The sequence below is a fragment of the Enterobacter cloacae complex sp. 677-3DZ2D5B genome (assembly GCF_004136695.1).
GTDB classification, from domain to species: Bacteria; Pseudomonadota; Gammaproteobacteria; order Enterobacterales; family Enterobacteriaceae; genus Enterobacter; species Enterobacter hormaechei_C.
This window is the reverse complement of the sequence record NZ_QFLS01000001.1, coordinates 196,901-209,719: the sequence shown is the minus strand read 5'-3', so window position 1 is coordinate 209,719 and position 12,819 is coordinate 196,901. Positions and strand designations below refer to the sequence as shown.

Annotated in this window: 14 protein-coding genes; 8 read left to right on the top strand and 6 right to left on the bottom strand. The window is 58.2% G+C overall.

The genetic code is table 11. From position 1 onward, the window contains the following. Window positions 1–88: 88 nt before the first annotated feature. Window positions 89–1,471, bottom strand: a complete 1,383-nt coding sequence (gene rhlE / locus DD597_RS01060) for an ATP-dependent RNA helicase RhlE (protein WP_045894941.1) — start codon at window positions 1,469–1,471, stop codon at window positions 89–91. Window positions 1,472–1,675: 204 nt separating this feature from the next. Between rhlE and cecR the strand changes: the two genes are divergently transcribed. From cecR to DD597_RS01035, 5 genes are read left to right on the top strand one after another with little or no spacing between them, the layout of a single operon-like run. Beyond that, window positions 1,676–2,353 carry a transcriptional regulator CecR gene (gene cecR / locus DD597_RS01055; RefSeq protein ID WP_003858489.1) on the top strand — a complete coding sequence of 226 codons (678 nt, stop codon included), beginning with the start codon at window positions 1,676–1,678 and terminating at the stop codon, window positions 2,351–2,353. Further along, on the top strand, window positions 2,350–3,345 hold the full coding sequence (gene hlyD / locus DD597_RS01050; protein WP_023315672.1) for a secretion protein HlyD: 996 nt from the start codon (window positions 2,350–2,352) through the stop codon (window positions 3,343–3,345). The genes cecR and hlyD overlap by 4 nt, the downstream gene beginning before the upstream one ends. Continuing rightward, on the top strand, window positions 3,338–5,077 hold the full coding sequence (locus tag DD597_RS01045) for an ATP-binding cassette domain-containing protein (protein ID WP_022650644.1): 1,740 nt from the start codon (window positions 3,338–3,340) through the stop codon (window positions 5,075–5,077). Before hlyD ends, DD597_RS01045 begins: the two co-directional genes overlap by 8 nt. Further along, window positions 5,067–6,200 (top strand): ABC transporter permease, encoded by a 1,134-nt coding sequence (locus tag DD597_RS01040; RefSeq protein WP_022650643.1) that lies wholly within the window; start codon window positions 5,067–5,069, stop codon window positions 6,198–6,200. Before DD597_RS01045 ends, DD597_RS01040 begins: the two co-directional genes overlap by 11 nt. A gap of 9 nt (window positions 6,201–6,209) precedes the next feature. Next, window positions 6,210–7,316, top strand: coding sequence for an ABC transporter permease (locus DD597_RS01035; RefSeq protein WP_129255870.1), 1,107 nt, complete (start codon window positions 6,210–6,212; stop codon window positions 7,314–7,316). On the opposite strand, the gene DD597_RS01030 is transcribed toward DD597_RS01035, so the two are convergent. Next, window positions 7,278–7,688, bottom strand: coding sequence for a YbhQ family protein (locus DD597_RS01030; RefSeq protein ID WP_003858499.1), 411 nt, complete (start codon window positions 7,686–7,688; stop codon window positions 7,278–7,280). The genes DD597_RS01035 and DD597_RS01030 overlap by 39 nt on opposite strands. A 133-nt stretch (window positions 7,689–7,821) precedes the next feature. Between DD597_RS01030 and DD597_RS01025 the strand changes: the two genes are divergently transcribed. The 3 genes from DD597_RS01025 to DD597_RS01015 are packed head-to-tail and all read left to right on the top strand — an operon-like array spanning window position 7,822 to window position 10,780. After that, window positions 7,822–8,583 carry an endonuclease/exonuclease/phosphatase family protein gene (locus DD597_RS01025; protein WP_023315668.1) on the top strand — a complete coding sequence of 254 codons (762 nt, stop codon included), beginning with the start codon at window positions 7,822–7,824 and terminating at the stop codon, window positions 8,581–8,583. Continuing rightward, window positions 8,580–9,818: a cardiolipin synthase ClsB gene (clsB, locus tag DD597_RS01020; protein WP_003858503.1), complete on the top strand. Its 1,239-nt coding sequence runs from the start codon at window positions 8,580–8,582 to the stop codon at window positions 9,816–9,818. The genes DD597_RS01025 and clsB overlap by 4 nt, the downstream gene beginning before the upstream one ends. Further along, window positions 9,818–10,780: a YbhN family protein gene (locus DD597_RS01015; protein ID WP_129255869.1), complete on the top strand. Its 963-nt coding sequence runs from the start codon at window positions 9,818–9,820 to the stop codon at window positions 10,778–10,780. The genes clsB and DD597_RS01015 overlap by 1 nt, the downstream gene beginning before the upstream one ends. Before the next feature lie 94 nt (window positions 10,781–10,874). On the opposite strand, the gene DD597_RS01010 is transcribed toward DD597_RS01015, so the two are convergent. Genes DD597_RS01010 through moaC form a run of 4 tightly spaced genes read right to left on the bottom strand, consistent with a single transcriptional unit; the run spans window position 10,875 to window position 12,818 of the window. After that, window positions 10,875–11,582 (bottom strand): Bax inhibitor-1/YccA family protein, encoded by a 708-nt coding sequence (locus DD597_RS01010; protein ID WP_129255868.1) that lies wholly within the window; start codon window positions 11,580–11,582, stop codon window positions 10,875–10,877. A gap of 58 nt (window positions 11,583–11,640) precedes the next feature. Further along, complete coding sequence (gene moaE, locus DD597_RS01005; RefSeq protein WP_047054682.1) at window positions 11,641–12,093, bottom strand: molybdopterin synthase catalytic subunit MoaE; 453 nt, start codon at window positions 12,091–12,093, stop codon at window positions 11,641–11,643. A 1-nt stretch (window position 12,094) separates the two neighbouring features. After that, window positions 12,095–12,340: a molybdopterin synthase sulfur carrier subunit gene (moaD, locus tag DD597_RS01000; RefSeq protein ID WP_003858510.1), complete on the bottom strand. Its 246-nt coding sequence runs from the start codon at window positions 12,338–12,340 to the stop codon at window positions 12,095–12,097. Then, window positions 12,333–12,818 carry a cyclic pyranopterin monophosphate synthase MoaC gene (gene moaC, locus DD597_RS00995; RefSeq protein WP_003858511.1) on the bottom strand — a complete coding sequence of 162 codons (486 nt, stop codon included), beginning with the start codon at window positions 12,816–12,818 and terminating at the stop codon, window positions 12,333–12,335. Before moaC ends, moaD begins: the two co-directional genes overlap by 8 nt. Between the last annotated feature and the right edge of the window lies 1 nt (window position 12,819).

Here is a 12,819-nt window from a genome sequence, read left to right as displayed (position 1 = left end):
TGAAATACTGTATAAACAGCCACTATTGTGGCACTTTCTCTCCGCTGCCGCAAAAAGAAAAGCCCGGCTTTACGACCGGGCTTCCAGATTACTGCGAGTTAGCAGGTTTACGCGGGCGGCGTCGGCGCTGCCCCTCGCCTGCCGGTTTCCCTTCGCCGCTACGCCACGGGTTTTCACCGGCTGGTTTGCTGTCGTTATTACGACGCGGCGGTTTGCCCGAAGATTTCGGCGCGCCACCTTCTGAACGACGCGGCTGCTGACCGCGACCACCGCCGCCCTGACCGCGTCCGCCACCCTGACGACCGTTCTGAATTGGCTCGGCTTTGATCGACGGGTCCACTTCATAGCCCGGGGTTTCAATGCGCGGGATCTCTTTCTTCAGCAGGCGTTCAATGTCGCGTAGAAGCTTGTGTTCATCCACGCAAACCAGAGAGAGCGCTTCCCCGGTTGCCGCCGCACGGCCGGTACGGCCGATACGGTGAACGTAATCTTCCGGCACGTTTGGCAGCTCGTAGTTCACAACGTGCGGCAGCTCTTCGATATCCAGACCGCGTGCGGCGATGTCGGTTGCCACCAGCACGCGAATGTCGCCAGATTTAAAGTCCGCCAGCGCGCGGGTACGCGCGCCCTGGCTCTTGTTGCCGTGGATCGCCGCGCTGCGGATGCCGTCTTTATTCAGCTGTTCCGCCAGGTGGTTGGCGCCGTGCTTGGTGCGGGTAAAGACCAGCACCTGCTGCCAGTTGCCCTGACCGATCATCTGGGAGAGCAGCTCCCGCTTGCGCTTCTTATCTACGAAGTGAACGTGCTGCGTCACCTGCTCGGAGGCGGTGTTGCGGCGCGCGACTTCCACTTCCAGCGGGTTATGCAGCAGCTTTTCCGCCAGCGCCTTGATCTCGTCGGAGAAGGTCGCGGAGAAGAGCAGGTTCTGACGACGCGTCGGCAGCTTCGCCAGCACGCGGCGAATGTCGTGGATGAAGCCCATGTCCAGCATACGGTCGGCTTCGTCCAGCACCAGGATTTCGATGTTATCGAGCTTCACCGCGTTCTGGTGTTCCAGATCCAGCAGACGTCCCGGTGTTGCCACCAGCACGTCCACGCCGCCGCGCAGCTTCATCATCTGCGGGTTAATGCTTACCCCGCCGAAAACTACCAGCGAACGAATGTTGAGGTAGCGGCTGTATTCACGCACGTTCTCGCCAATCTGGGCCGCCAGCTCGCGGGTTGGGGTGAGGATCAGCGCACGCACCGGACGACGGCCTTTGGCGTGCGGCTGGTTTTTTACCAACAGCTCCAGCAGCGGCAGGGTAAAGCCCGCGGTCTTACCGGTACCGGTCTGCGCGCTTGCCATCAGGTCACGGCCCTGCAAAACGGCCGGAATGGCCTGCTGCTGGATAGGGGTTGGCTCAACGTAGCCCTGCTCTGCGATGGCGCGCAGAATTTCCGGGTTCAGACCAAGGGAATCAAAAGACATAAAAACTCCGAACCGCCCCGACCATCACAGGTGTAGTTTTCAGGGAGATATAACGAATAGAAGGACAAAAACCACAATGTCGCGAAGGTGCGGAGTGTAGCAGCTTTTGTGACGTGGCGCATAAAATATCCCCGGCGATGACTCGACGTTTGCGCAAATCAGGCATAATCTTAATCAATCGATTGATTAATTTTTAATGCTGCTATGAATACAACCCCAACGACAACCAAAGGCGAACAGGCGAAAAGTCAGCTTATCGCCGCCGCGCTGGCGCAGTTTGGCGAGTATGGTCTGCATGCCACCACGCGGGATATCGCCGCTCAGGCCGGGCAGAATATTGCGGCCATCACCTACTATTTTGGTTCAAAAGAGGATTTATACCTCGCCTGCGCCCAGTGGATCGCGGATTTTATCGGCACCAGCTTTCGCCCGCACGTGGAAGAAGCCACCGCGCTGTTCAGCCAGCCAGAGCCTGACCGGGCTGCCATCCGCCAGCTGATCCTTAACGCCTGTCACAACATGATCCGCCTGCTGACGCACGACGATACGCTGAACCTGAGCAAATTTATCTCCCGCGAGCAGCTCTCCCCCACTGCCGCGTACCAGCTGGTGCACGATCAGGTGATCGCCCCGATGCACAGCCATCTGACCCGGCTGATCGCCGCCTATACCGGACGGGACGCGAGCGATACCGACACCATTTTGCATACCCACGCCCTGCTGGGCGAAGTGCTCGCCTTCCGTCTGGGGCGTGAGACCATCCTGTTACGTACGGGCTGGACACAATTCGATGAGGATAAAGCCGCGCAAATTAGCCAGGTCATTACCTGTCACGTTGATCTGATCCTGCAAGGCTTAACGCAAAGGAGCCAGAAGTCATGAAAAAACCTGTCGCCATCATTCTGGTGGTTGTTGTCTTGCTTGCCGCGGGAACAGGCGGCTGGCTGTGGTATCAGAGCCAGCAGGATCGTGGCCTGACGCTGTATGGCAACGTGGATATCCGCACCGTGAACATGAGCTTCCGCGTTGGCGGACGGCTGGCCTCGCTGAACGTTGACGAAGGCGATGCCATCAAAGCCGGGCAGACGCTGGGGATGCTGGACAAAGCCCCGTTTGAGAACGCGCTGATGCAGGCAAAAGCAGGCGTCTCCGTCGCACAGGCGCAATACGACCTGATGCTGGCGGGCTATCGCGACGAAGAGATCTCCCAGGCGGCCGCTGCCGTTAAGCAGGCAAAAGCCGCCTATGACTATGCGCAGAATTTCTATAACCGTCAGCAAGGCTTATGGAAAAGCCGTACTATTTCCGCCAACGACCTGGAAAATGCGCGCTCATCCCGCGACCAGGCACAGGCGACGCTGAAATCTGCCCAGGATAAGCTAAGCCAGTACCGCACCGGTAACCGTGCGCAGGACATTGCCCAGGCGAAGGCCAGCCTTGAGCAGGCGCAGGCGCAGTTAGCCCAGGCGGAGCTGGATCTGCACGACACCACGTTAATCGCCCCGTCTGACGGCACGCTGATGACCCGCGCCGTGGAGCCGGGCAGCATGCTCAGCGCGGGCAGCACCGTGTTAACGCTCTCCTTAACCCGTCCGGTGTGGGTGCGCGCTTACATTGATGAGCCGAATCTTGGCCAGATGCAGCCGGGCCGCGAACTGCTGCTCTATACCGACGGTCGCCCGGACAAGCCCTATCACGGCAAAGTGGGCTTCGTCTCTCCTACCGCCGAGTTCACGCCAAAAACCGTTGAAACCCCGGACCTGCGTACCGACCTGGTGTATCGCCTGCGCATCATCGTCACCGATGCGGACGACGCGCTGCGTCAGGGCATGCCTGTTACCGTGACCTTAAACGACGGGGAACGACATGAATGACGCGGTTATCCAGCTCAACAATCTGGTCAAACGCTTCCCGGGAATGGCTAAACCGGCGGTCGCACCGCTGAATTGTACGATTCAGAAAGGCTATGTGACCGGGCTGGTGGGGCCGGACGGCGCGGGTAAAACTACGCTGATGCGGATACTGGCGGGATTGCTGAAGCCGGATGAAGGCAGTGCCAGCGTGCTTGGCCTCGATCCGATCAAAGACGACGCGGCGCTCCACGGCATGCTCGGCTATATGCCGCAGAAGTTTGGTCTGTACGAAGACCTGACGGTAATGGAAAACCTCAACCTGTACGCCGACCTGCGCAGCGTCACCGGCGAAACCCGGGAGAAAACCTTCGCCCGCCTGCTGGAATTTACCTCGCTCGGCCCGTTCACCGACCGGCTGGCGGGCAAGCTCTCCGGCGGGATGAAGCAGAAGCTGGGGCTGGCCTGCACGCTGGTGGGCGAACCGAAGGTGCTGTTGCTGGATGAACCCGGCGTCGGCGTGGACCCGATTTCCCGCCGTGAACTGTGGCAGATGGTGCACGAGCTGGCGGGTGACGGCATGCTGATCCTCTGGAGTACCTCATACCTTGATGAAGCAGAACAGTGCCGCGACGTGCTGCTGATGAATGAAGGCGAACTGCTCTATCAGGGCGAACCCACCGAGCTGACGCAAACCATGGCCGGGCGAAGTTTTCTGCTGCACAGCGCGCAGGAATCCAACCGCACGCTGCTGCAACGGGTGCTGAAGCTGCCCCAGGTGAGCGACGGGATGATTCAGGGCCGTTCGGTGCGCGTGATCCTCAAAAAAGAGGCCACCGCCGACGATATCCGGCGTGCGCAGGGGATGCCTGAGATCGACATGACAGAGACCGCGCCGCGCTTTGAAGATGCGTTTATCGATCTGCTGGGCGGGGCGGGAACCTCAGAATCACCGCTTGGCGCCATTCTGCACACGGTGGAAGGTACGCCGGGCGAAACGGTCATAGAAGCGAAATCGCTCACCAAAAAATTCGGCGATTTCGCCGCCACCGATAACGTCAATTTTGCCGTGAAGCGCGGCGAGATATTTGGCCTGCTCGGGCCGAACGGCGCAGGGAAATCCACCACCTTTAAAATGATGTGCGGCCTGCTGGTACCAACCTCCGGCAAAGCGCTGGTGCTGAACATGGATCTCAAAGTCAGCTCCGGCAAGGCGCGCCAGCACCTGGGCTATATGGCGCAGAAGTTTTCGCTCTACGGCAACCTGACGGTGGAGCAAAATCTGCGATTTTTCTCCGGCGTCTACGGCCTGCGGGGACGGGCACAGAATGAGAAGATCGGCCGCATGTGCGACGCCTTCGGCCTGACCGATATCGCCTCACACGCTACCGACGCTCTGCCGCTTGGCTTCAAACAGCGGCTGGCGCTGGCCTGCTCACTGATGCACGAGCCGGATATCCTGTTTCTTGATGAACCGACTTCAGGCGTGGATCCCCTCACCCGCCGTGAATTCTGGTTGCATATCAATAGCATGGTGGAAAAAGGCGTGACCGTGATGGTCACCACCCACTTTATGGACGAGGCGGAGTATTGCGACCGTATCGGGCTGGTCTATCGCGGCAAGCTGATTGCCCACGGCACGCCGGATGACCTGAAAGCGCAGGCCGCCGACGACGCGCAGCCAGACCCGACCATGGAGCAGGCGTTTATCACCCTCATTCACGACTGGGATAAGGAGAATACTCATGCGCAGTAACGCCCTCTCCTGGCGCCGGGTGCGCGCCCTGTGCGTTAAAGAGACGCGTCAGATCGTGCGCGATCCCAGCAGCTGGCTGATTGCGGTGGTGATCCCCCTGCTGCTGCTGTTTATTTTCGGCTACGGGATTAACCTCGATTCCAGCAAGCTGCGGGTCGGGATTTTGCTGGAGCAGCAGAGCGAAGAGGCGCTGGACTTCACCCACGCCATGACCGGCTCGCCCTACATCGATGCCACCATCAGCGACAGCCGGCAGGAACTGATCCAGAAAATGCAGGCCGGAAAAATTCGCGGTCTGATCGTCATTCCGGTCGATTTTGCCGCTAACATGGCACGCCCGGGCGCCGATGCGCCAATTCAGGTGATCACCGACGGCAGCGAGCCGAACACCGCGAACTTTGTGCAGGGTTACGCGGAGGGGATCTGGCAGCTGTGGCAGATGCAGCGCGCCGAAGACCGGGGGGAGGAGTTTGAACCGCTGATTGACGTGCAGACACGCTACTGGTTTAACCCCGCCGCCATCAGCCAGCACTTTATTATTCCGGGCGCGGTAACGATTATTATGACGGTGATCGGCGCGATTCTGACCTCGCTGGTGATCGCCCGCGAATGGGAGCGCGGCACCATGGAGGCGCTGCTTTCAACTGAAGTGACGCGCGTCGAGCTGCTGCTGTGCAAGCTTATTCCCTACTACTTCCTCGGCATGCTGGCGATGCTGCTCTGCATGCTGGTGTCCGTCTTTATCCTCGGCGTGCCGTACCGCGGCTCGCTGGTGGTGCTGTTCTTTATCACAAGCCTGTTTTTACTCAGCACGCTGGGGATGGGGCTGCTCATCTCCACCATCACCCGCAACCAGTTTAACGCCGCGCAGGTGGCGCTGAACGCCGCTTTCCTGCCGTCAATAATGCTCTCAGGGTTTATCTTCCAGATAGACAGTATGCCTGCCGTCATCCGCGCCGTGACCTACATTATCCCGGCGCGCTACTTCGTGAGCACGCTGCAAAGCCTGTTCCTGGCGGGGAATATTCCGGTAGTGCTGATTATCAACACGCTGTTTTTAATGGCGTCGGCGGTGATGTTTATCGGGTTGACGTGGATGAAAACCAAACGGCGGTTAGATTAAGGAGCGCGCATGTTTCACCGTTTATGGACACTGATCCGCAAAGAGCTGCAATCCCTGCTGCGCGAGCCGCAGACCCGCGCCATTCTGGTGCTGCCGGTGCTGCTTCAGGTTGTACTGTTTCCGTTTGCCGCCACGCTGGAGGTCACCAACGCCACCATCGCCATTTACAACGAAGACAATGGCAAGCATTCCGTCGAGCTGACGCAGCGTTTCGCCCGCGCCAAAGCCTTTACCCATGTCCTGCTGCTGCAAAGCCCGCAGGCGATCCAGCCCACCATCGACACGCAGAAAGCATTATTGCTGGTGCGCTTCCCGGCGGATTTCTCCCGCAATCTGGATACCTTCCAGACCGCGCCGATGCAGCTGATCCTCGACGGGCGTAACTCCAACAGCGCCCAGATTGCGGCGAACTATTTGCAGCAGGTAGTGAAGGACTACCAGCAGGAGCTGATGGCGGGCAAACCGAAGCCCTACAACAGCGAACTGGTGGTGCGCAACTGGTATAACCCGAATCTGGACTACAAGTGGTTTGTGGTGCCGTCGCTGATCGCCATGATCACTACCATCGGAGTGATGATTGTGACCTCTCTCTCCGTCGCCCGCGAGCGCGAACAGGGCACGCTGGATCAGCTGCTGGTCTCGCCGCTCGCCACCTGGCAGATATTTGTCGGCAAGGCGGTGCCGGCACTGATTGTCGCGACGTTCCAGGCCACCATCGTGCTGGGGGTGGGAATATGGGCGTACCAGATCCCGTTTGCCGGATCGCTGGCGCTGTTTTACTTCACGATGGTGATTTACGGCCTGTCGCTGGTGGGGTTTGGGCTGCTGATTTCCGCGCTATGCTCAACGCAGCAGCAGGCGTTTATTGGGGTGTTTGTCTTTATGATGCCGGCGATTTTGCTTTCTGGGTACGTTTCGCCAGTGGAGAACATGCCGGTGTGGTTACAGGATTTGACGTGGATAAACCCGATTCGTCACTTCACGGATATCACCAAGCAGATCTATCTGAAGGATGCGAGTCTGGATATTGTGTGGGGAAGTTTGTGGCCGCTACTGGTCATCGCGGCCACTACGGGCTCAGTGGCCTATGCGATGTTTAGACGAAACATCGCGTAGCTTTTTCTCTTTGGTGAGCAACGACACCACCGCGGGTCCTGCGAGGATAGCCAGACCCGCCAGGGCCAGCAGCAGGTTGTTTTGCAGCACGCGTGACAACAGCCACAGGACGATCATTGCCGCACCAAAATACCAGGTGGTGGTGAGCTCTTCGAGCACATCTCCCACTTCGCGCCAGCGCGCGTCGTGATGACGCTGTAAAAACAGCATCGACAGCACGGTCACGCCGTAAACCACGCATAACCCTAAGCCAACACGCACCAGCGTGCCGCTCATCCAGCCCATCACCAGTACGGCCACGACCAGTAAATGCAACATTATCTGCCAGCAACTCAAACCGGTTGCGACACGAACGCGTTGTTGCCACTTCATGGCTTCTCTCCTGAAGGATTTTTCTCTGCTAATTCAGACTACCGCACTTTACGGAAAATTCCGTAACGCCGCATCTTTTTGTGACGCCTACTACACTTTATTTTCATCGGGATAGTCACCCAGGAAGGTGTTTATGAGCAAAAAAACGCAGCATTTCTCGCTTAAGGTGCTGACGATAAACATTCATAAGGGCTTCACAGCATTTAACCGCCGCTTCATTTTACCGGAGCTGCGCGACGCGGTGCGCACCGTCAGCGCCGATATTGTCTGCCTCCAGGAGGTCATGGGCGCGCATGAAGTGCACCCGATGCATTTCGAAAACTGGCCCGACACGCCCCACTACGAGTTTCTGGCGGATACCATGTGGAGCGATTACGCCTACGGGCGCAATGCGGTCTACCCGGAGGGGCATCACGGTAACGCGGTGCTGTCGCGTTTTCCTATCGAGCATTATGAGAACCGGGACGTCTCCGTTGGCGAGAGTGAAAAACGCGGGCTGTTATACTGTCGTATCACCCCCCCAGAGCTCGATTTTCCCATTCATGTAGGCTGTGTTCATCTTGGCCTGCGTGAAGCCCACCGTCAGGCCCAGCTACAGATGCTGGCAGACTGGACAAATGCGCTGCCGGAGGGCGAGCCCGTGGTGGTGGCCGGTGATTTCAACGACTGGCGACAGCGTGCCAACCATCCGCTGAAGGTGAATGCGGGGCTGGAGGAGATTTTTACCCGCGCACGCGGTCGTCCCGCGCGAACGTTTCCGGTGCGCTTCCCCCTGCTGCGCCTTGACCGCATCTACGTAAAAAATGCCCACGCCAGTAGCCCGACGGCGCTGGCCTTGCTCAACTGGCGACATCTCTCCGACCATGCCCCACTCAGCGCGGAGATCCACTTATGAAATGCACATGGCAGGAAGGTAACCGTATTACGCTGCTGGAAAATGGCGATAACTATTACCCTGCGGTTTTTGAGGCGATTAGCCACGCACAGCAGAAAGTCTTTCTGGAAACGTTTATCTGGTTTGAAGATGACGTGGGCAGGCAGTTGCATAGCGCACTGCTGCATGCCGCTCGTCGCGGTATAAAAATCGAGGTCCTGCTCGACGGATATGGTTCGCCGGATCTCAGCGACGAATTTGTTAACGAGCTCACCGCCGCAGGGGTGGTGTTCCGCTATTACGATCCCGGCCCGCGTCTGTTCGGCATGCGCACCAACCTGTTCCGCCGTATGCACCGCAAAATTGTGGTGGTGGATGAAACGGTGGCCTTCGTGGGCGGCATTAACTACTCCGCCGAGCATATGTCGGATTACGGTCCCGAAGCGAAACAGGACTACGCGATCCGTATCGAAGGGCCGGTAGTGCAGGACATCCAGCTGTTCGTGCTGGAAAACTTACCCGGCAAGGAGGCCGTCCGCCGCTGGTGGCGACGCCGTCACCGCCCGGAGGAGAACCGCAAGCCCGGCGAGGCGCAGGCCCTGTTCGTCTGGCGTGATAACGAGGAGCATCGGGACGATATCGAGCGTCATTACCTGAAGATGCTGGCGAACGCGAAGCGCGAGGTGATTATCGCCAACGCCTATTTCTTCCCCGGTTACCGGATTTTGCATGCCATGCGCAACGCGGCCCGACGCGGCGTGAGCGTGAAGCTTATCGTGCAGGGTGAGCCCGATATGCCGATTGTGAAGGTGGGCGCGCGTCTGCTCTATCGCTATCTGGTCAAAAGCGGCGTGCAGATCTATGAATATCGCCGCCGCCCGCTGCACGGCAAAGTCGCCGTGATGGATGACCACTGGGCGACCGTCGGCTCCAGCAACCTTGATCCGCTTAGCTTATCGCTGAATCTGGAAGCGAACCTCATCATCCACGATCGCCAGTTTAATCACACCCTGCGCGATAACCTTCAGGGTCTTATTAATAAAGACTGCGTGCGTGTGGATGAGTCCATGGTGCCGAAACGGAGCTGGTGGAACGTGGGCATCGGCGTGGTGGTGTTCCACTTCCTGCGCCACTTCCCGGCCATGGTGGGCTGGCTGCCCGCGCATACGCCGAAACTGGCGCTGGTGGATCCGCCTGTGCAACCCGAAATGGAAACCCAGGACCGCGTAGAGGCGGAAGATGGAGGGAAAACCTGATGTCGAAATCTCATCCTCGCTGGCGGCTGGCGAAAAAAATCCTGACCTGGCTGTTCTTTATTGCCGTCGCGGTCCTGCTGGTGGTGTATGCCCAGAAGGTGGACTGGGAAGAGGTGTGGAAAGTTATTCGCAACTACAACCGGACAGTCCTGCTGGGTGCCGTTGGGCTGGTGATTGTGAGCTACCTGATGTACGGCTGCTATGACCTGCTGGGACGCGCCTACTGCGGGCATAAGCTTGCCAAACGGCAGGTTATGCTGGTGTCATTCATCTGCTACGCCTTTAACCTGACGCTGAGCACCTGGGTGGGCGGGATTGGTATGCGCTATCGCCTGTACTCCCGCCTTGGCTTACCGGGCGGCACCATTACGCGTATTTTCTCCTTAAGCATAACCACCAACTGGCTGGGGTATATTCTGCTGGGCGGGGTGATTTTCACCATCGGCGTGGTGCAGCTGCCTGCGCACTGGTACATCGATGAGGCCACTCTGCGCATTCTGGGCATCGTACTGCTGCTGATCATCGCGGCCTACCTGTGGGCCTGCGCCTTTGCCAAACGTCGTCACATGACCATTAAAGGCCAGAAGCTGGTGCTGCCGTCATGGAAGTTTGCCGTCCTGCAAATGGTGGTTTCCAGCGCCAACTGGATGGCGATGGGGGCCATTATCTGGCTGTTAATTGGCGAAGATGTGAATTACTTCTTTGTGCTGGGCGTGTTGCTGGTAAGCAGTATTGCCGGGGTGATTGTGCATATTCCGGCGGGTATTGGCGTACTGGAAGCGGTGTTTATCGCGCTGCTTGCGGGGGAGCATGTGTCTCACGGGACGATTATCGCCGCCCTGCTCGCGTACCGCATGATCTACTACTTCCTGCCGCTGGCGCTGGCAACGGTCTGTTATCTGGTGCTGGAGAGTCGGGCCAAGAAGCTGCGCGCGAAGAACGAGAAGGAAATGGCAAAATAAAAGCAAAACGGCAACTTCGTTGCCGTTTTTAGGGTTTGTTCCCTCTCCCTGTGGGAGAGGGTCAGGGTGAGGGCATCAGACAGCGCCACCCTCACTAACGACGGTTGCCGAAGATACGCAGCAGCATCAGGAACAGGTTGATGAAGTCCAGATAAAGCGTCAACGCGCCCAGAATCGAGTATTTGCGCAGGTTTGAACTGTCACGAACATCAATTTGTTCACCGATGTTTTTGAGCTTCTGGGTGTCGTAGGCGGTTAAGCCCACGAAGATCACCACCCCGATATAGGTCACCGCCCACATCAGCGCGTCACTCTTCAGCCACAGGTTCACCAGCGACGCCAGCACAATCCCAATCAGCCCCATAAACAGCATGTTGCCGAAGCCGCTCAGGTCACGTTTGGTGGTGTAACCGTACAGGCTCATCACACCGAACATCCCGCCGGTCACCACAAAGGTGCTGGCGATGGAGGAGTAGGTGTAAACGATGAAAATACTGGAAAGCGTCAGCCCGGTCAGCGCCGAATAGAGCATAAACAGCGTGGTCGCCATACCCGAGCTGAGCTTGTGCACCAGCCCGGAGAGCACAAATACCAGCGCCAGTTGCGCAATAATCAGCCCAAAGAAGGTGATTTTGCTGGAGAAGATAAACATCATCAGTTCAGGCGTGCTTGCCGCATACCACGCGATAAACGCGGTAAGCAGCAGGCCAACCGTCATCCAGCCATATACCTGAGCCATGTAGGTTTGCAGCCCGCTACGGGTCTGCTGAACTATCGAATCGGAACGCGGAAATCGGTCCATGATTCACTCCTGATTAAGTAAACACACACGTTAAGACTAACACATCCACGTAAACCTGTTACCAACGGCTGGCGGCATGCTTATCGCTGTCGCGTGATTCCACCCAGCGCTCACCTTCCGGCGTCGCTTCACGTTTCCAGAACGGCGCTTTGGTTTTAAGATAATCCATGATGAACTCCCCCGCCGCAAACGCACTCCCGCGATGGGCGCTGGTGACGCCGACAAACACAATCTCTTCGCCGGGCCACATTTCGCCGATGCGATGGATAACCGTAACGCGCCCCAGCGGCCAGCGGCCTCGCGCCTCTTCGACAATGGCCGCCAGTGATTTTTCGGTCATCCCCGGATAGTGCTCCAGCGTCAGCGCTTTTACGCTGTCGCCGAGGTTGTGGTTACGCACTTTTCCGGTAAACGTCACGACCGCGCCGTCTTCATCGCGCTCTGCCAGCCAGCTGTATTCGGTACCGACGCTAAAGCGCTCATGGCTGACCAGAATTCGGGTTTCCGTCATCTTAACCCCCTGTGACCGGCGGGAAGAAGGCCACTTCGTCCCCATCGGCCAGCGGGTGGGTCAACTCCACCAGCGTCTGATTCACGGCGGCCAGCAGTTTGCCTTCATCCAGCGCCAGCGCCCAACGGTCGCCTTGCGCCGCCAGATGCGCGCGCAGGGCGGCGACGTTTTCGAAAGAGCCGTCCAGCGTCAGGCTGTCGGTATTGACCAGCTCACGGACCTGGGCAAAAAAGAGCACCTTAATCATGGCTTTCCACCTTAAAATCACCGGATTTGCCGCCGCTTTTTGCCAACAGACGCACCGGGCCAATCACCATATCTTTCTGCACCGCTTTACACATGTCGTAGATGGTCAGCGCCGCCACGGAGGCCGCCGTCAACGCCTCCATCTCCACGCCGGTTTTCCCGGTTAAGCGGCACAAGGACTCGATACGCACGCGATTATGCGCCGGCTGCGCCTGCAAATTTACCTCCACTTTGCTGAGCATCAGCGGATGGCAGAGCGGGATGAGGTCCCAGGTACGTTTAGCGGCCTGAATACCAGCGATACGGGCGGTGGCAAACACATCACCCTTGTGATGGCTGCCGTCGATAATCATCGCCAGCGTCTCCGGCAGCATGGTGATGAACGCTTCAGCACGCGCCTCGCGCACCGTTTCGGCTTTGGCGGAGACATCCACCATATGCGCTTCGCCAGCGGCGTTTATGTGGGTCAGTTGTGACATA

What these genes read in the sequence shown, in the direction of transcription:
- moaC (WP_003858511.1), bottom strand. Translation starts at nt 12,818, where the DNA reads ATGTCACAACTGACCCACATAAACGCCGCTGGCGAAGCGCATATGGTG.
- DD597_RS01010 (WP_129255868.1), bottom strand. Translation starts at nt 11,582, where the DNA reads ATGGACCGATTTCCGCGTTCCGATTCGATAGTTCAGCAGACCCGTAGC.
- moaE (WP_047054682.1), bottom strand. Translation starts at nt 12,093, where the DNA reads ATGACGGAAACCCGAATTCTGGTCAGCCATGAGCGCTTTAGCGTCGGT.
- DD597_RS01015 (WP_129255869.1), top strand. Translation starts at nt 9,818, where the DNA reads ATGTCGAAATCTCATCCTCGCTGGCGGCTGGCGAAAAAAATCCTGACC.
- cecR (WP_003858489.1), top strand. Translation starts at nt 1,676, where the DNA reads ATGAATACAACCCCAACGACAACCAAAGGCGAACAGGCGAAAAGTCAG.
- DD597_RS01040 (WP_022650643.1), top strand. Translation starts at nt 5,067, where the DNA reads ATGCGCAGTAACGCCCTCTCCTGGCGCCGGGTGCGCGCCCTGTGCGTT.
- DD597_RS01045 (WP_022650644.1), top strand. Translation starts at nt 3,338, where the DNA reads ATGAATGACGCGGTTATCCAGCTCAACAATCTGGTCAAACGCTTCCCG.
- DD597_RS01025 (WP_023315668.1), top strand. Translation starts at nt 7,822, where the DNA reads ATGAGCAAAAAAACGCAGCATTTCTCGCTTAAGGTGCTGACGATAAAC.
- clsB (WP_003858503.1), top strand. Translation starts at nt 8,580, where the DNA reads ATGAAATGCACATGGCAGGAAGGTAACCGTATTACGCTGCTGGAAAAT.
- DD597_RS01030 (WP_003858499.1), bottom strand. Translation starts at nt 7,688, where the DNA reads ATGAAGTGGCAACAACGCGTTCGTGTCGCAACCGGTTTGAGTTGCTGG.
- rhlE (WP_045894941.1), bottom strand. Translation starts at nt 1,471, where the DNA reads ATGTCTTTTGATTCCCTTGGTCTGAACCCGGAAATTCTGCGCGCCATC.
- DD597_RS01035 (WP_129255870.1), top strand. Translation starts at nt 6,210, where the DNA reads ATGTTTCACCGTTTATGGACACTGATCCGCAAAGAGCTGCAATCCCTG.
- hlyD (WP_023315672.1), top strand. Translation starts at nt 2,350, where the DNA reads ATGAAAAAACCTGTCGCCATCATTCTGGTGGTTGTTGTCTTGCTTGCC.
- moaD (WP_003858510.1), bottom strand. Translation starts at nt 12,340, where the DNA reads ATGATTAAGGTGCTCTTTTTTGCCCAGGTCCGTGAGCTGGTCAATACC.